At 69.2% G+C, this 17140-nt stretch carries 14 protein-coding genes; 6 read left to right on the plus strand and 8 right to left on the minus strand.

Annotation, left to right across the window (positions count from 1 at the left end):
* Nucleotides 1-26: 26 nt before the first annotated feature.
* Complete coding sequence (locus tag MU407_RS02475; RefSeq protein WP_348647998.1) at nt 27-890, minus strand: formylglycine-generating enzyme family protein; 864 nt, start codon at nt 888-890, stop codon at nt 27-29.
* 356 nt (nt 891-1246) lie between these two features.
* Between MU407_RS02475 and MU407_RS02480 the strand changes: the two genes are divergently transcribed.
* Both MU407_RS02480 and MU407_RS02485 read left to right on the plus strand, forming a co-directional pair.
* On the plus strand, nt 1247-2716 hold the full coding sequence (locus tag MU407_RS02480; protein WP_246955045.1) for a DUF1343 domain-containing protein: 1470 nt from the start codon (nt 1247-1249) through the stop codon (nt 2714-2716).
* A gap of 186 nt (nt 2717-2902) precedes the next feature.
* Nucleotides 2903-4597, plus strand: coding sequence for a glycoside hydrolase family 3 protein (locus MU407_RS02485; RefSeq protein WP_246955047.1), 1695 nt, complete (start codon nt 2903-2905; stop codon nt 4595-4597).
* Between the two features lie 172 nt (nt 4598-4769).
* Here the strand turns inward: MU407_RS02485 and MU407_RS02490 are convergent, their stop codons facing one another.
* Together MU407_RS02490 and MU407_RS02495 are read right to left on the minus strand one after the other, a co-directional pair.
* Complete coding sequence (locus MU407_RS02490) at nt 4770-5912, minus strand: DUF4185 domain-containing protein (protein ID WP_246955049.1); 1143 nt, start codon at nt 5910-5912, stop codon at nt 4770-4772.
* A gap of 116 nt (nt 5913-6028) precedes the next feature.
* The gene (locus MU407_RS02495; RefSeq protein WP_246955051.1) at nt 6029-7600 is read right to left on the minus strand and encodes an MFS transporter; all 1572 of its coding nucleotides are present in this window, start codon (nt 7598-7600) and stop codon (nt 6029-6031) included.
* A 182-nt stretch (nt 7601-7782) separates the two neighbouring features.
* On the opposite strand from MU407_RS02495, the gene MU407_RS02500 reads away from it, so the two are divergent.
* Complete coding sequence (locus tag MU407_RS02500) at nt 7783-8412, plus strand: helix-turn-helix transcriptional regulator (protein WP_102236728.1); 630 nt, start codon at nt 7783-7785, stop codon at nt 8410-8412.
* Here MU407_RS02500 and MU407_RS02505 read toward each other — a convergent pair.
* Nucleotides 8342-9433 (minus strand): DUF4185 domain-containing protein, encoded by a 1092-nt coding sequence (locus MU407_RS02505; RefSeq protein ID WP_246955053.1) that lies wholly within the window; start codon nt 9431-9433, stop codon nt 8342-8344. The genes MU407_RS02500 and MU407_RS02505 overlap by 71 nt on opposite strands.
* A 259-nt stretch (nt 9434-9692) precedes the next feature.
* A complete protein-coding gene (locus MU407_RS02510; RefSeq protein ID WP_246955055.1) occupies nt 9693-10913 on the minus strand; it encodes a DUF4185 domain-containing protein in 1221 nt (406 codons plus the stop codon).
* Between the two features lie 211 nt (nt 10914-11124).
* Between MU407_RS02510 and MU407_RS02515 the strand changes: the two genes are divergently transcribed.
* Together MU407_RS02515 and MU407_RS02520 are read left to right on the plus strand one after the other, a co-directional pair.
* Entirely contained in the window at nt 11125-11979 is an 855-nt protein-coding gene (locus MU407_RS02515) for a glycosyl hydrolase family 32 (RefSeq protein WP_246955057.1), read from the plus strand.
* A gap of 56 nt (nt 11980-12035) precedes the next feature.
* Complete coding sequence (locus tag MU407_RS02520; RefSeq protein ID WP_146007757.1) at nt 12036-12428, plus strand: hypothetical protein; 393 nt, start codon at nt 12036-12038, stop codon at nt 12426-12428.
* A 25-nt stretch (nt 12429-12453) separates the two neighbouring features.
* On the opposite strand, the gene MU407_RS02525 is transcribed toward MU407_RS02520, so the two are convergent.
* From MU407_RS02525 to MU407_RS02535, 3 genes are read right to left on the minus strand one after another with little or no spacing between them, the layout of a single operon-like run.
* Nucleotides 12454-13347 carry a carbohydrate ABC transporter permease gene (locus MU407_RS02525; protein WP_199173917.1) on the minus strand — a complete coding sequence of 298 codons (894 nt, stop codon included), beginning with the start codon at nt 13345-13347 and terminating at the stop codon, nt 12454-12456.
* Nucleotide 13348: 1 nt separating this feature from the next.
* On the minus strand, nt 13349-14332 hold the full coding sequence (locus MU407_RS02530) for a sugar ABC transporter permease (RefSeq protein ID WP_102236740.1): 984 nt from the start codon (nt 14330-14332) through the stop codon (nt 13349-13351).
* An 8-nt stretch (nt 14333-14340) separates the two neighbouring features.
* On the minus strand, nt 14341-15696 hold the full coding sequence (locus MU407_RS02535) for an extracellular solute-binding protein (RefSeq protein WP_246955059.1): 1356 nt from the start codon (nt 15694-15696) through the stop codon (nt 14341-14343).
* Between the two features lie 307 nt (nt 15697-16003).
* On the opposite strand from MU407_RS02535, the gene MU407_RS02540 reads away from it, so the two are divergent.
* On the plus strand, nt 16004-17128 hold the full coding sequence (locus MU407_RS02540) for a glycoside hydrolase family 172 protein (protein ID WP_102236742.1): 1125 nt from the start codon (nt 16004-16006) through the stop codon (nt 17126-17128).
* Nucleotides 17129-17140 lie beyond the last annotated feature (12 nt).

Here is a 17140-nt window from a genome sequence, read left to right on the forward strand (position 1 = left end):
AGCCGGCCCTGCCAGCCCACCCAGCCTCACCCATCCACCGCTAGCCGGAACCCCTTGTTCCCGCTCGAGTCCTCGGCGGCGGTGGCGGAGCGGGCGGCAACGCGGTAGCGGTTGCAGTAGGAGTCGTGGCACAGGTAGGAGCCGCCGCGCATGACCCGCACGTCCCCATCCATGGACGGCGCCGTGCCCGTGGTCCACCGGTCCGAGCACCACTCCCACACATTGCCCGCCACCTCGTACAGCCCGAACCCATTGGGCGGGAAGGACCGCACCGGCGCGGTGGCCAGGTAGCCGTCCTCGAGGGTGTTGCGCACCGGGAAGGCGCCCTGCCAGATGTTGCAGCGGTGCTCGCCGCCGGGCGTGAGCTCATCACCCCAGGCGTATCGCCGCTGGTCCAGGCCCCCGCGGGCGGCCTTCTCCCATTCGGCCTCGCGTGGCAGACGCATCGAGCACCAGACGGCGAACGCTTCGGCATCCCGCAGCGACACATGCACCACGGGGTGCTCGGCCCGCTGCTGCACATCCGATCCGGGACCTTCGGGCCGATCCCACCGCGCCCCCTGCACGGCCCGCCACCAGGGCGTCCCCGGCGGCTTCGGGCTCGCGCGCCGCAGCTGCGCCCCCAGCAACGCCCCGAACACGAAAGACCACCCGAACTCCTCCGCCTCCGTGACATAGCCGGTCTCCTCGACGAAGGCAGCGAACTCGGCGTTGGTCACGCAGGTGGGGTCGATGCGGAAGGCTGGTACGTCCACGGTGCGCACCGGCCCCTCGCCGTCCAGCGGGTTCTGGTCGCGGTCCACGGTGCCCATGCGGAACTCCCCGGCCTCGATGAGCACGGCCTGCTCGGCGCGGGTCCGCACCGCGGCGGGATCGGCGGCGATCCCCACCGCCCCTGCTCCTGGGCGCTCGTGCTCCACGGCTTCAGCGCCAGCCCCAGAGTCAGCCCCAGGCGCAGCGTCAGTCTCAGCCCGAGCCCCAGCCCCGGCCTCACCGCGAGCCCCCGGCTCTGCCGCTCCCGGCCCGCCTCGCCCGTCCGGCACCCCGCGCCCCAGCTCATCTACCGCGGCCCGACCCGCCGCGCAGCACGGCCCGTGCCCGGTGCTCCCTGCCTCTGACTGCGTCATCGCCTGCTCCGTCCTGCGTCCCGATCCTTCACCGTAGCCCGCGGCGCCATCCGCTCTCACCTGCGCATCGTCACCGATTCGTTGTGATGTGGGGCACAGCGCTGCTACCGTGGCGCACCATGCGCCGCCCGGCGCTGCCCCCTGGCCGCCATGTGCCGGGTATCGCGACCGCGCCCCGCCCGATGCTCGGCGCCGTGCACGATCCGACGATGTCGACGGAGGTCTCCCTCGTGAACCACACCCCCGATGCTCCCGCCCGCCCCGGGCGCCGACACCTCCTGGCGGGCCTCGGTGCCCTGCCCGGCGCGGCGGTTCTCGGTGCCGGCGCCGCACACGCCGCCCCCGCCCCCGCGAAAGGCAAGGGCAAAGGCAAGGGGAAGGGCAAGGGCGGCAACCGGAAGGGCGATTTCCGCCTGGGCGTGGAGAACCTCCTAGATCCCGAGCGCCTCGAGGTGCTGCGCGGCAAGGCCGTCGGCCTCATCACCAACCCCACCGGCACCGACTCTGCCCTCCGCTCCACGATCGACATCCTCGTCGATGCCCAGGAGCAGGGCGGCTTCACCCTCACCGCCCTGTACGGTCCTGAGCATGGGGTGCGCGGCGCCGAGCCCGCCGGCGGCTACGTCGAGGACTACATCGACGCCACCACCGGGCTGCCCGTGCGCTCCCTGTACGGCAAGACCCAGAAGCCCACCCCGGAGATGCTCGCCGATATCGACGTGCTCGTCTTCGACATCCAGGACATCGGCGCCCGCTTCTACACGTACATCTGGACCCTGTACTACGCGATGCAGGCCGCGGGGGAGAACGGCAAGTCCTTCGTGGTGCTGGACCGCCCGAACCCCCTGGGCCCGGAGGCGGAGGGCTTCGTGCTCGAGCCGGAGCTCGCGAGCTTCGTGGGGCTGCGCGAGATCCCGCAGACCCACGGCCTGACCGTCGGCGAGCTCGCCCGTTACTTCGCCGGGGAGTTCCTCGAGGACGCTGCGCCGGAGCTGCACGTCGTGCCGATGACCGGCTACGACCCCGAGGATCCGCTGGCCGCGGAGCTGCCGTGGGTGCTGCCCTCCCCGAACATCCCCACCGCCGAGACTGCCGTGGTCTACGCCGGCACGGGCCTCATCGAGTCGCTGAACGTCTCTGAAGGCCGCGGCACCACCACCCCGTTCCTGTGGTTCGGCGCCCCGTTCATCGGCGAGGAGCAGATCGCGGCGATCATCGCGCGGCTGCGCGGCGCAGACCTGCCGGGCGTGCTGTATCGGCCGATGTTCGCCACCCCCACCGCCTCCAAACATGAGGGCGAATTCTGCGGCGGCGTACAGATCCACATCACCGACACCGCAGCGTATGAGCCCGTGCGCACCGGCATCCACGTCATCGCCGCACTGCTGTACGAGGTTGAGGAGGTGGACTGGCGCGAGGGCGAGAAGTGCCGCACCGAGGCCGATGTCTGCTGGATCGACCGGACCTCCGGCACCAAGCGCACCCGCGCCATGCTCGAGGACGGCGAGGACCCGGAGGCGATCGTCGCGGCGTGGCGCAAGGAGGCCCGACGCTTCACCGCCACCACCCAGCCCTACCGCCTCTACTGACCGACCTGATCGACCGCCTCTGCTGAGCTCGGCCGCGCACAGCCCCCGCCTGCCAAGCCCCGCCTCGGACCCAGCCCCGGCGACCGCTCTCCCCAGACAATCCGGAAGGACCCGATATGACTGCCCGTTCTCCCCACACTCTGACCCGCCGCGCCCCGGGGCGCGAGCGCGCTCGCGGGAGCGGCCGTGGCCGCCGTGCCCGCTACCGCCCACGCCAAGGGCCGCGCCCCCGGCCGCGAGGATGCCCGGATCGACGAGCTGCTGGCGGGAATGAGCCTTGAGCAGAAGATCGGCCAGCTGTTCGTGGCCGTCGGCTACGGCTCCCGCGCCGACCAGCCCCATAAGTCCAACACCGAGACCACGGGCGTGGACACGATCGCCGAGATCATCTCCACCCACCACGTGGGCGGGCTGATCTATTTCGCCTGGAGCGACAACCTCGAGAACCCCGAGCAGGTGGCGACGCTGTGCAACGACGCGCAGGACGCAGCGCTCACCTCCGGCGGGATTCCGCTCGTGATCAGCGCCGATGAGGAGCGCGGCGTGGTCTACCGCCTGCCTGCCCCCGCGACGCCGCTGCCCGGTCAGATGGCCCTCGGCGCGACCGGTTCGAAGGCCCACGCCCGCAAGGCCGGGCGGATCGTCGGCGAGGAAATGCGGGCGCTCGGCCTGCACCAGGCGTTCTCCCCGGTGGCCGATGTGAACGTCGAGGCGCAGAACCCGGTGATCGGCGTGCGCTCCTTCGGCGCGGACCCCGAGGCGGTGGCGCGCCTGGCCGCAGCGCAGATCAAGGGCCTGCAGGGCGCGGACTGTTCGGCGGCGGCCAAGCATTTCCCCGGCCACGGCGACACCGCGGTGGACTCCCACATCGGGCTGCCGGTCATCGAGCACACCCGCGAGGAGATCGACGAGCTGGACCTGCCGCCGTTCATCGCCGCGATCGACGAAGGCGTGGACGCCATCATGACCGCCCACATCGTGGTGCCGGCGCTCGACGACTCGGGCGTGCCCGCCACGCTCTCGCACCCGATCCTCACCGGGCTGCTGCGCGAGGAGCTCGGCTACGACGGCGTCATCGTCACCGATTCCCTGGCGATGGAGGGCGTGCGCACTCTGTTCGGTGACGAGCGGGTGCCGGTCGAGGCGATCCTCGCAGGCGCCGACCAGATGCTCATGCCGCCGGATCTCGCGCTCGCCATCGGCGGGGTGCGCGACGCGGTCGACGCCGGTGAGATCACCGAGGAGCGGCTGGATCAGTCGGTGCGCCGCATCCTGCGCCAGAAACTGCGGCGCGGCCTGTTCACGGACGACCTGCACGTGGATCCCGCTGCTGCGGAGTCGGCGCTCAGCACCCGGAAGTCACTGCGCACCGCCCGGAAGATCGCCGAAGACTCCGTCACGCTGCTGATCGACGAGGCACTGCCGCTGCCGTACGGAGCGAGTGTCCTGGTCACCGGTGAGGGCAGCGCCGAGAAGATCGACGTGGCCGTCGAGGCGCTGAACGACCTGGACTTCACCGCAACCGGGCTCGCAGAGGCGAACGCCAAGGACGCTGCCGCGGCCGCGCAGGACGTGGACGCGGTGCTCGTGTTCACCTCCTCCAGCGGTTTCGAGACTCCCGCGGAGCAGGTCGCCGTCGTGAAGGCCCTCGCCGCGACCGAGGCGACCGTGGTCCACGCCTCGCTGCGCAACCCCTACGACGTGGTGCACGTGGGCGAGGTGGGCGCCTCGATCGCCGGGTACGGCAACGCCGATGCGACCCTGCAGGCCATCGCCGGGGTGCTCGCCGGGGAGGTGACGGCCGGGGGCACGCTGCCGGTCGCGATCCCCGAGGCCGACGGCACCGGTGAGGCCTACCCCCTGGGCTTCGGCCTGGGCTGATCCACCGCGCGGCGGGGGCCGATGGCGCCCCTGCCGTCGCCGCACACCACAGAGCCGGCCGGCGCACCCCGCACCGGCCGGCTCTGCTCGTGCCTCATCGATGCCTGCCCGTCGGCTCCTGCCCCGTCGGCGCCGACCGCGTCGGCTCCTGCCCCGTCGGCCCCTACCCCGCCTATTCCGCGCAGCGGCGCCGCAGCGGGTCCTCGATCCGGTACTGCTCCACGTGGTACGGCCAGTCCGGGCCGGTGTGCCATTGTGAGCACACCAGGTGCAGCACATCCAGCGTGGAGCCGGGCACGATGTAGGGCCCGTACAGCTGGGCGACGACGTTGTGCCCCTCCTTGCCCCACTCCCCGCCGTGCAGCAGCACGATCGGCTCCGCCTCGGCGAGCTCCTCTGGGCTGTCAGCAGCGATGATGCATGCACGGTAGTTCCCGGCATCGAAGTACGTCAGCAGCCACTGGTCCTCCACGACCCGCAGCGTCATCTCGCCGATCGACCCCTCCAGCACGATCAACGGGTCGCTCGCATCACCCCAGGTCCCGTCGGCCTGGAGGGTTTCGTAGGCCGCGGGCTCGAGGATCGAATCCTGCGGCACGCGGGAGAGGATCAGGCCCTTGTCGCGCTGGAATCCGGTGGTCAGCAGGTACACGTGACCGTCGGTGGGGTGCGGGTACCAGGTGCACTGCTGCATGAACCCCTCGGCGTGGTCGCCGGGGAACATTTCGGCGGTGCGCGCCCACGTCTCCCCAGAGTCCTCGCTGGTCCAGATCTCGCTCATGGCGACGTTGCCGAGGCCGTGGTTGACCATCATCCACAGGTACATCGTCTCGCCGACGGTCAGCGGGTCGCCCGGCAGGATCGTGGAGACGGGGTTGTCATCGTGCTCGTAGTCCACGAGCTGCTCGGCGGTCTCGCCGCCAACGGCGCTGGTCCAGGTGATGCCCTCATCCAGGGGGACGTCCGGATCGGCGAAGAGGCCGACGGGGGAGCGCCAGAACCCGCCTCCCACCACGGCCGCCTCGAAGGTGTCGCCGAAGATGAACAGGATCCGCCCGTCGGGGGTGACGGCGGGGGCGCCGAGGTCGGTGGCTTCCATGCGGAAGCGCGTGGTGATCTCGGGGCCGGTGATCGGGCCCATGCGCTCCACGACCGGGCAGGCGCTGCGGTCCACCTCGCCCCAGGGGGACTGCTCGGCGGTGGCCTCAGGGTCTTCGGGGCCCGAGCCGCTGTCGCCGCCGGAACAGGCTGTGACCAGCGCGCCGGCGCCCGCCAGCACCGCCGATCCGCGTAGGAACTGGGAACGATCGATCACGGGGCCTCCTCGCAGCGTCATCGCGGTGCAGCATCGTGCATTCCAGCGTACGCATGGAAAAGCCCACGAGCAATCGTTTACCGGGGCGTGGGGTAGCCAACCCCGTCTCCGCCCGCTCAGGCCGTGCGGAACGGGTCCTCGGGCTCCTCGCCCCAGCTGGTCCCTTCGCCCCAGCCGGTCCCTTCGCCCCAGCCGGGCACGTCGCGGATCACGGGGATCTCGGAGGTCAGCAGCGCCCGACCTTCCCCGGCCATGCCGTACGGGTCGCGGACGACGGGGATCTCCGAGGTCATGAGCATGCCGGGCTCCTCGGTGCGCTCGAGCAGCTGCTCCTCGCGCACCACGGGGATTTCGGCGGTCAGCAGGGCAGTGCTGCCATCGGCCGCCCCGAACTCCTCCGCCATGTCGGTGAGGGCGGGAAGCTCCGCGGTGGTGAGCGGGATGGAGCCGGTCGTGGTCTCGCCATCGGGGGAGGCTGCGGCTTCCAGCTGGGCGAGGGCGGCCGCCTCGCGGGAGGCGAGGGCCGCGCGGCGCTGCCGGACACGCACGTAGTCGTGGGTGAACACGGCGCCGGCGGCGGTGCAGGCGGCCAGCACCACGCCGAGCACCACCCAGAAGGTGCGGGAGAGGTCCCCGGCGGCGATCAGGGCGCTGGCCGTGATGACGCCCAGCGCATTGGCGGTGCGCAGCATCGCGAACACCTCGGCCCGATGCTCGGGCGCCACCAGCTGATCCAGCACGAGCGAGTAGTAGGTGGACAGCGGCGCGAGCACCGCACCGCCCAGCACTGCGCCGACGATCGTGAGCGTCACCGAATCGCCGAAGCCTGCGAGGGCGAGCCCCACCCCGATCGTCACCAGCCACGCCAGGACGGTGCGTCGGCGCGGGATGCGATTGCGGATGCTCACCCACACCCCGCCGGTCACCGAGGCAGTGCAGATCGCGACCGGGAAGATCACGCCCCACGTCGGCTCCAGTCCGTAGGCGACGGCGAGGGAGACCGCACCGATCTCGATAGTGCCGATCGCGGCGGTGGTCGCCCCACCGGCCAGCAGCCACATGAGGATCGTGGGCGTCAGCTCCAGTCGGCCCGCCGCGGCCCGCGCATCCGGCGCCGGGGCCGTCGCCGTGGGCAGCGACGGCAGCAGCACCAGCGGCGAGCCGCCCAGCAGCACCATCGCCCACACCGCGAGCGCCGGGGAGATTCCGCCCAGGCCCGCGGCGATCACCGGGGAGGCCACGAACGCGACTTCGTTCAGCGTCGCGGCGATGCCGAGGGCGCGCGGCAGCTGCGCGGCGGAGACCAGGTGGTTCAAGGTGGCGCGCAGGTGCCCGTAGGCCGCGCCGGCGGAGAGCCCGGAGGCCGCGGCAGCGGCGAGCACGAGTGGGAAGGGCGCCCCGAGGGTGGCGAGCAGCGCCACCGCCACCAGACCCGCTGTTCGCAGGCCGATGAGGAACCGCAGGTAGGGCATGGGGGCGAAGCGCTGTCCCAGCCGCGCGAGCGGTACCGCGCCCACCACCTGGGCGATGGTCATCGCCAGCACCATGGCCGCACCGGAGCCCGGATCACCCGTCAGCGGCAGCGCGATCAGAGCGAAGGCGATCGGTGACGCGGACTGCGGGACGGCGAAGGCTGAATACGAGCCGAACCAGCGCAGCAGCGGGGTGGAGAGCGGGCGGGCGGACAAGGAGCCTCCTTCTGGGGTGACCAGTGCGAACATCGAAAAGCCGCGGCGCCAACCGCGGCTCTATGCGCAACATAGTGCCCACTCGACCGGTTGCGCAATATAGTGCCCATCACGTCGTGATCGGGGGTGGGCCAGTCCTCCGGCGAGTAGGCTTCACACTCCACCTGACCAGGAGGAATCCCATGGCTGAAGGCATGCGACCGGCGGTCGTCGCGCAGCTCGGGGAACGGATCCGCGCGCTGCGGCAGGACCAGGACCTGTCAGTGGCAGCACTCGCGGAGGCCAGCGAGGTGTCCCGTCGGATGCTCACCCAGATCGAACTGGGGCAGGCGAATCCGTCGGTCACCATCCTGGACCGGATCGCCGACGGGCTCGGCACCACCTTCGCGGCCCTCATGGGGGTGGGGCCGGACGCCCCGCCGGAGGGCGTGGAGGTGTGGTCCACCGACGACGGGTCCTGGGCGATCCTGCTCGACGCGGTCGAGACGCCCGATGGGACCGTGGTGGAGACCTGGAAGTACTGGCTGCTGGGCAACGATCAGGTCAGCGGCGGCACCGAGGACCCCTCACCGGCGATGATGCTGCACGTCATCGAGGGGGCGCTCGAGGTGACGACGCCGCGCGGCACGGAGACGATCGAGGTGGGCGGCTCCGGGCGCGTGCCCCGCAACGCCCCCTATCGTTTCCGTGCCGTGGACGAGCGCGGCGCCGGGTTCCTCGCCGCCTCGCTGATGCCGCGCCTCAGCGCAGCCCGCGCACGCGGAACTGCTGGGTCCAATACGGCCAGCCCGCCCCGGTGTTCCACTGGCTGACCAGCAGGTGCAGGTCCGAGAGGGTGGAGCCGGGCACGATGTAGCCGCCGTAGGGCTGGGCCATCAGGTTGTCACTCTCCCCGCCCCAGTGCGTGGAGTGGATCAGCTGGTGATGCTCGGCGGTAAAGAGGTTCGCGGTGGGCCCGTCGTGCAGGAGCACATCGATCGTGCCGTCCCCGGCGTTGAACCAGGACAGCACCCAGGTGCCGTCGATGATGCGCCAGCACATCTCCCCGAACCGGCCTTCGCGCACCGGGGTGGGCGGATTGCCCCAGGCCCACTTCCCGTCGCGGTAGCCCCACGGCTCGTAGGCACCCGGATCCATGATCGAGCCGCCGAACACGCGGTGCAGGATGATCGGCTTGTCCCGCTGGAACCCGGTGGATAGCACGTACACGTGGTCGTCGGCATGGTTGTAGGTCCACGTGACCTGCTGGAACATACCGCCCAGGTGGTCGCCGGGGAACATGTACGGGTTGTGCTGCCAGGTGGCGCCGGAATCCTTCGAGGTGAGGATCTTGGTGTGGGCGACGTTGCCGAAGCCGTGGTTCTCCATCACCCACAGGTACATCGTGTCGCCGAGGGTGATCACATCGCCGGGCAGCAGTGTGGTGACCGGGTCGCGCGGGTAGTCGACCAGCTGGTGGGCGTAGTCGCCGCCCACCGGGGCGGTCCAGGCGATCTTGTCCGCGAGCGGCCGGTTCTGGTCCGCGTATAGGGCGATGGGCGCCCGGTTCGGGCCCTCCACGCGCGGGGCGTCGAAGGTGTCACCGAAGACGGTGAGGATCCGCCCATCGGGCGCGATGGCGGGGACGCCGAGGTCCGTGGAGTGCGCGCCCCACATGTCCGTCAGGCCCGGGCCGGTGACCTCGCCCAGACGCTGGACCGACGGTGCGGCCTGCGCCGATGCGGACAGCGGGCCCGCCTGCAGCCCGGCGGCGCCCAGGCCGGTCGCGGCAGCGGTGAGGCCCGTGAGCTTCAGGAATGAGGCGCGGGACAGGGGAGCGGACTGCGGGGACATGCGGACCTCCTGCGGGTCGGGACGCTGATCCCTCCCAGTCCAGCCGCTCGCGCGCGAGCGCACCATCGGCCATCGGTGCGAAACCTCGGCGGGCAGATGGGTCGAAGGTGCTGGGGACTCACTCCCACCCCAGCGAAGACTCCCACCCCAGCGGAGAGCGCTGCGTTTTCGTGGGAATAGCAGTCGACTTCCCACGCAAACGCAGCGGTCTTGGGTGAGGGGAGCGGAGGGCGGGCCCGGGCAGGCCCGGGCGCCTGCGTCAGGCGAGCGACTCCATGGCCCGTCGGACCCCTTCGACGCGGTACTGCTGCACGTGGTAGGGCCAGCCCGCGCCGGTGTTCCACTGCGAGCACAGCAGGTGCAGGTCATCGAGCGTGGAGCCGGGCAGGATGTACGGGCCGTACAGCTGCGCGACGCGCTCATGGTCCTCCTGGCCCCAGCCGCAGCCCCACAGGATCGTCTCCGCGTAGGCGGGGGTGCGGATCTCCTCGGGGGAGTTAGCCAGCAGCATGTCCACGCGGTACAGGCCCGCGTTGAACCAGGTGAGCACCCACTTGTCCTCGACGATGCGCAGGCACATCTCGCCCACGTGCCCGCCGAGCACCGGGGTGGGGGCGTTGCCCCAGGCCCACTGCTGCTGCTCGCCCTCACCGGTGGCGCCGTAGGTCTCGTAGGCGTCCGGGTTCAGGATCGAGTCCTGCGGCACCCGCTGGAGGATCACTTCCTTGTCACGCTGGAACCCGGTGGTCAGCAGGTACACGTACCCGTCGGTGGGGTGGGCGAACCAGGTGCACTGCTGCGAGAACCCGTCGAGGTGATCTCCGGGGAACATCTCCGCGGTGCGCTCCCAGTGCTCGCCGGAGTCCTGGGAGGTCCAGATCTCGGTGTGGTCCACGTTGCCGAAGCCGTGGTTGACCATCACCCACACGTACATGGTCTCCCCGACGGTGAGGATGTCACCGGGCAGGATCGTGGAGACGGGGTTGCCGCTGTGGTCGTACTCGACGAGCTCCACCGCCTCCTCGCCGCCCACCGCGGAGGTCCATTCGAGGCCGTGCTTGAGCTTGCGATCGGGGTCCGCATACAGGCCGACGGGGGAGCGCCACCAGCCGCCGCCCACCGCGGCATCCTCCCAGGTATCGCCGAAGATCACGAGGATCCGCCCGTCCGGGGTGACGGCCGGTGCGCCGAGGTCCGTCGCCTCCATGCGGAAGCGGGTGGTGATGCCGGGGCCGGTGACGGTCTTGAGTCGCGTGATCTCCGGGCGACGGTAGCCGGGGTTCGGATCGACGCCGCGCCCGGTGCCGCGGCCGGGCTTGTCATCGGGGGTGCGGTCCGCGTGGGCGGGCCCGCCCGCGGCAAGAGCGGCGCCGAGCGTGCCGGCGCCGAGGGCGAGGGAGCCGCCGCGCAGGAACCCGGAGCGGGACAGCTCCGCCGGGGCAGGGCTCGAGGGCTGGGCAGAAGGTGTGGTCGAGCGCATGGAAGCCTCCATTGGCGTGTGGTGCGAGTCACGGTCTGCGGGGTGCAACTCTAGAGGCTCGGCGCATGGAGAGCAATCGTTTACGCATCCGTTTTACGTGCTATCTGCCCAGTCCAGGAGTGATGCGACTGGCGGCCTTCTCCCGTACTCTGGGGGACGCTGAGAAATCGATATGCTGGTCACGTCGTGGCCGCGGCGACGAGGAGCCCCCATGAGCATCCAGCTGGTCCCCGGCGAGAAGACCCGTCTGTTCGACTCCGCGCCTCCCGGCCAGAAGCCCTGGTACATCAACGACCACACACTGATCCAGGATGCCGAGGGGCGCTGGCATGTCTTCGGGATCTGGCATGCCGAGCCCGCGGATCCGCTGGATGAGACGATGTTCCTGCATGCCTCCACCGCGGACCTCCGGGATCCGTCGTGGACCGTGCATGACCCGGTGCTGCATGCCCGCACGGAGATCGGTGAGACCCACGTGTGGGCCCCGCACGTGATCCGCCACGACGGGCAGTATTGGATGTTCTACGCCGGAGGGACCGCGGACCACACCGCCTACCGCATGACCCTCGCGACCAGCGAGGACCTGTTCACCTGGACTCCGCGAGAGGAGCCGCTGTTCGCCGAGGGTTTCGATGCCCGCGACCCGATGGTGCTGCGGGTGGGGGAGCGCTGGCTCATGTACTACACCCGCACCGCCCGCAACGACGGCGGAGAGCATCAGGTCGCGGTGCGCGAGAGCACCGACCTCGTGACCTGGTCGGCGCCGCAGGTCGCCTTCGGCTCCGGGGTGGAGGGCACCTACGGCGGGCCGACGGAGTCCCCGTTCGTCATCACCGTCGACGGTGGTTACATCCTGTTCGTCTGCGAGTCCACCGAGTACGACCGCACCCTCGCCTACTTCTCCACCGACCCGCTGCGCTTCGAGCGCTCCGCCCTGATCGAGGTGGACCTCGATGAGCACTGCGCCGAGATCGTGCAGGACGGGGAATGTGCCTGGGTCACCGGCGGCGGCTGGGGCCGCGGCGGATTGACCATCCGGCCACTCGAGGTGCAGACAGGCCGCTGAGGCCCGCGCTTCGGCGTACGGTTCGGTTGCGATAGGGGGCGGATATGACGCACAAGATGACGCGACGACGGTGGATGACCACGATCTGCGCAGGGGGCGCAGCGCTCCTCGCGGCCTGCACGCGTGATGACGCCGAGGAGCGGATGGTGGACGTTGACCAGTCGCGCCCCTCGCCCACGGGTTCTGTCCTTGCGCTCCTCGTGGAGGATGGCGACACACTGCGCCCGGCCATCCAGGACGCAGAATCCGGCGACGAGCTGTGGCGCGATGACCTGCCGCATGTGGAGCGCTATCGCCCCGGCGTGCTCTGGGAGCAGGACGCCGATGTGCTGTGGATCCTCTCCACCGATCACGGCCATGCCAGCGTCCGCGAAGACAGTGCGGGCGCGTGGGTGAAGACGATGGGCTCGGAGGGGATGCCGGAGGATATCGCCGCGCTGGCCCGCTGAGAGAGCGAACCAGCGCGGCGGGATATCACTTCAGTCCGGCCATCTTGATGTTCGCGATGATCGACCGCTGGAAGATCAGGAAGATCAGAATGATCGGCATCGCGGCGCAGGCAGATCCCGCCATCAGCAGCCCCAGCTCGCTAGCGCGCTCGCCGCGGAACGTGGCGAGGTACTGCTGCACCTGGTAGAGCTCAGCGCTGGTGATCGTCATGACCGGCCACACGAAGCTGTTCCAGAAAGCCATGAAGCTCGTGATGCCCACGACCACGAACGGGGCCTTGGACAGGGGCAGGAAGATCCGCAGATAAACACCCCACTTCCCGCAGCCATCCACCACGGCGGCCTCCTCCAGGCTGGAGGGGATGTTCAGGTAGAACTGCCGCACGAAGAAGATGTGCCCCGCCCCTGCGAGGCCCGGAAGGATCAGCACCGCCATGGTGTCCAGCATCCGCAGGTTCGTCACGACGATGAAGCTTGTCAGCAGGATCGTCATGCCCGGGATGAACATCGTGGTCAGCACGATCGGCCACACGAATCGCTTCCCAGCGAACTCCAGCCGTGCGAACGCGTAGGCGGCCATCGAGTTCACCGTGATGGACCCGATGGTGAACAGCACCGCGCCACCGCCCGTGATCGCAAGGGTTCGCAGGAACGAGGTGTCAGAGAGGATCTGCGTGTAGTTCTGCCACTGCCAAACCTCAGGGAAGAACTGGAACGGGGTGGTGACCACCTCGGTTCGGATCTTGAACCCGGAGATGATCATCCAGGCCAGCGGGAACAGGGCCAGGAAGATGATGATCGCCGAGAACAGAGCCTTCACCAGAATGCGGGCAATACGCGTCGGCTGCAGCATCTGCTGTCGGCGCGCCTTGCGGCGCAGCTGGACAGCGGACAGCTGAGCATCGGTCGAAGTCGTCATCTCAGTCCACCAGCTTCTCGGAGTTGACGATGCGGAAGATCACGGAGGAGATCGACCCCAGCACCACGAACAGCAGCAGCGCTGCGGCGATGGAGTACCCCACGTACGCGTCCCCGCGGAAGTGGTTGAAGATGAAGAGGTTGGGGAGCTCGGTGGCGCGGTTGGGCCCGCCTCCGGTCATCACCAACGGCAGCTCGAACTGCTGGATGGCCCCGACGAATCCGGTCACTAGCAGGAACAGCAGCACGTTTTTCATCTGCGGAATCGTGATGTAGATGGTCTTCTGCCACCAGTTCGCCCCCTCGAGCTCCGCGGCCTCGTAGAGACTCTGAGGGATGTCCAGCATCGCAGCGATCATGATCAGCGTGGTGATGCCCATGCCCAGCCAGACGGCCGGCACGGCGATCGCACCGAGCGCCCATCGCGGATCCCCCAACCACGCCTGATTCGGGGCGCCGAAGATATTGATCAGCGCGTTGAGCAGACCGCCCGAGTAGTCGTAGATGATCACGAAGGTGATGGAGGCGATGACGCCGGAGATCACCGACGGGATATAGATGCTGACCTTGAGCACCTGCGACAGCTTCTGCGACACCGAGGTGGCGAGGGTCGCCACGAGGAAGGAGAGCACAAGCTGCAGCGGAACCGTCATGAGGACGAACTGCAGGCCACGAACCACCGCGGACCAGAACTGATCATCGGTGAGCACGTTGCGGAAGTTCTTGAACCCGACGAACTCGGATTCGGTGTAGAAGCTCCAGTCGAAGAAGCTCAGGTAGATCGCCTGGATCGCTGGCCAGATGACGAAAATGCTCAGCAGGATGAGAACCGGCGTGAGCATGATGTACGCCATCGAGGTGTCACGGCGCCGATTGGGGTGCACCCGACGTTTCGACGGGCCCTGCCCGGGGGTGACCCCGGGGACCCCGGCCGCGCCGGGGGCTCCGGTGCCACCTGCAGTGGATTGGGTGGCGTTGACGGTCATGAGACTTCTCAGCCCTCCATCTCGGCGCGCACCTCGGCGAGGCCCTCGCGGTCGATGACCTTCTGGATCTCCTTGTTGGCATCGGCGAGCGCCTCTTCGGGGGCCTTCTCACCGAGCATGCCGGCCTGGATCGCATCACCCATCGCCATGTTGACGTCCCACGGGTAGCGGGCCTCGGGGATGCAGTAAGGCACCACGTCATCGAAGACCACGTCGGACCAGTGGGCGTCCTCTGCCGCGGGATCAGAGTTGACGACCTCAGTGACCTCGTCACGGGCGGGCGCCTTGGTGAACTGGGTATCGATGAAGAAGGGCTTCAGCACCTCGGGGTCACCACCCAGGGCCCACTCGATGAACTTCGCCGTGGCCTCGGGCTCCTTGGCCTTCGCGTCCACGACCCACTTCATGTTGCCGATGGTGGAGACCTCTCGGGTCAGGTCGCCATCGGACTGCACCCACGGCGCCACGCCGGTGACCTCGACCATGTCCGGGTAGTCGGCCGCGATCTCGGACATACCCCAGGAGCCCTGGGACATCATCGCGACCTTGCCTTCGCCGAACGGCTGAGCGGAGTTGCCTGCGCCGAGCGCCTGGCGGGGGATCCAGCCGTTCTCCTGAAGGGTCTTGTAGAAGGTGATGAGCTCGGCGTACTTCGGGTCCTCCGCATCCGCGGTCGCCCAGTCATCGGAGATCGGAAGATGCCCGGCCACGTGCTGCTGGGCAGCCACCGTCGTCCATCCGAACGTTCCGGAGTCCACAGCGGTGTTCAGCGCGAACTGGCCGTTGCCCATGACGCTGGAGAGGGCCTCGCAGGCGTCGTACATCTCATCCCAGCTGGTGGGCGGAGTCTCCGGGTCAAGGCCCGCCTTCTCAAACAGATCCTTGTTCCAGTAGAGCGTCATCTGCGGCTCCACCAGAAGGGGGAATGCGTAGAACTTGCCCTGGTACTGGCAGACCTCGGCGGTGATGTCGGTGATCGAGTCCAGAACCTTCTGGTCGATGAGGCCGTCGAGCTCCATCAGGGTGCCGGTACGGGCGGCCGTGTCCAGACGGCCGGCCTGGACGTAGAGGTCAGGGGCGTTGCCGGCGGCCTGAGCTGCCTTGAGCTTCTGGTCCCAGGCATCCCCGGGGACCACCTGATAGTTGATGAAGACCTCATCCTGGGCGGCGTTGAAGTCCTCCACGATCTTCTCGTACCAGGCGTTCTCCGGGGTGGTGAACACGTTGCCCCAGAACTCCACCTTCGTACGACCCTCAGCTGCGGGGTCGTCCTTGGCCTGTCCGGGGGTGCCACTGCCGCAGGCGGCGAGGCTGGCGGCTCCTGCGGTGGCTGCGGCGGCGGAGAGGAAGGTCCTGCGCTTCATGGTGCTGCTCCTCGTCTTCGGGGATTGAGCCGGGTGTGATTCGCGCGGGTGACTCCGCGGGGAGATCACTCGGCAGTGAGTAATCGTTTCCTCGTACCGTAGTGATCCGTCAGTGCCGCTGTCAACGAAGACTGGGTCACGCGCCGATCACAACTTACCGTGCCTGGTGAGCTTGGGGTCGGGATGGTCGTCCCGCCCGCGGTTGACGCCATCGGCCCTCGCCTCTAGAGTCGCAGTAATCGTTTCCCGATCGTGGTGCCTTCACGCCACCAGATCACCGTCGATCCGCTCCAGGGAGAGTGACACCGTGACCCCTCCGGCCCCCGACCACCGCAGCCTCGCAGCCCTGCGCCCCGTGCTCACCCGCTCCATCTCCGCAGAGAACTTCGATGGCTCCCCGGGCGGTGGCGGCCGCGCCACCGAAGGCACCGGGCAGCGTGAATCCCGAGACCTGGGGCAGGGCTGGAAGGTCTCGCCCAGCGTCGACGTCAAGGCGGGGGAGACCTTCACCCTCGCGGACATCGACTCCGCGGGCGTGATCACGCACATCTGGATCACTACCCACACCGACCACTGGCGCCAGCTGGTGCTGCGCGCCTACTGGGACGGCAGCGAGGAGCCCGCCGTCGAGGTCCCTTACGGTGACTTCTTCTGCAACGGCTGGGGCGTGTTCGCGCAGGTGGACTCGCAGATGATCGCCGCGAACCCGCACGGCGGCTTCAACTCCTACTGGCCGATGCCCTTCCGTGAGGGCGCGAAGCTGACGCTCGAAAACACCTCTGATCAGGACGCTCGCGTCTACTTCCAGGTGACCTACGAGCTGGGCGGAGACCACTCCAACGACGCCTACTTCCACGCCCAGTGGCGGCGCTCCAACCCGCTCGATGAGGCCACCCCGCACGTCATCCTCGAGGGCGTTGAGGGACAGGGTCAGTACGTCGGCACCTACATCGCCTGGGGTGTGAACTCCAACGGCTGGTGGGGTGAGGGCGAGATCAAGTTCTACATGGACGACGACACCGACTTCGCGACCATCGTGGGCACCGGCACCGAGGACTACTTCGGCGGCGCCTGGAACTTCGACATCCCCGGTGAGGGCTACACCGCCTTCTCCACCCCGTACCTGGGCATGCCGCAGGTGATCCGGCCCGACGGGCTGTACATCGCCCAGCAGCGCTTCGGCCTGTACCGCTGGCACGTGGCGGACCCGATCCACTTCGCCAAGGGCCTGCCCAAGGTGGACATCCAGGCGCTGGGCTGGAAGAGCGCCGGGCGCTACCTTCCGCTGCGCGACGACATCGCCTCCACCGCCGTGTTCTACCTGGACCGCCCCGCCACCACGCGCCCCGCGGCCCCGGACTTCGACGGCATGGAGATTCACCTGGGCACCGGCCCCGGCCCCCACGTCCCGACCGGCCCCGCCCACGCCTGAGCCCCCAGATCT

The organism is Brachybacterium sp. Marseille-Q7125, assembly GCF_023062615.1.
In the GTDB taxonomy this organism is placed as follows: domain Bacteria; phylum Actinomycetota; class Actinomycetes; order Actinomycetales; family Dermabacteraceae; genus Brachybacterium.

Excerpts from the sequence above, each read along its gene's own strand:
- MU407_RS02480 (WP_246955045.1), top strand. The coding sequence starts at position 1,247 with ATGCGCCGCCCGGCGCTGCCCCCTGGCCGCCATGTGCCGGGTATCGCG.
- MU407_RS02500 (WP_102236728.1), top strand. The coding sequence starts at position 7,783 with ATGGCTGAAGGCATGCGACCGGCGGTCGTCGCGCAGCTCGGGGAACGG.
- MU407_RS02505 (WP_246955053.1), bottom strand. The coding sequence starts at position 9,433 with ATGTCCCCGCAGTCCGCTCCCCTGTCCCGCGCCTCATTCCTGAAGCTC.
- MU407_RS02510 (WP_246955055.1), bottom strand. The coding sequence starts at position 10,913 with ATGCGCTCGACCACACCTTCTGCCCAGCCCTCGAGCCCTGCCCCGGCG.
- MU407_RS02515 (WP_246955057.1), top strand. The coding sequence starts at position 11,125 with ATGAGCATCCAGCTGGTCCCCGGCGAGAAGACCCGTCTGTTCGACTCC.
- MU407_RS02520 (WP_146007757.1), top strand. The coding sequence starts at position 12,036 with ATGACGCGACGACGGTGGATGACCACGATCTGCGCAGGGGGCGCAGCG.
- MU407_RS02525 (WP_199173917.1), bottom strand. The coding sequence starts at position 13,347 with ATGACGACTTCGACCGATGCTCAGCTGTCCGCTGTCCAGCTGCGCCGC.
- MU407_RS02530 (WP_102236740.1), bottom strand. The coding sequence starts at position 14,332 with ATGACCGTCAACGCCACCCAATCCACTGCAGGTGGCACCGGAGCCCCC.
- MU407_RS02535 (WP_246955059.1), bottom strand. The coding sequence starts at position 15,696 with ATGAAGCGCAGGACCTTCCTCTCCGCCGCCGCAGCCACCGCAGGAGCC.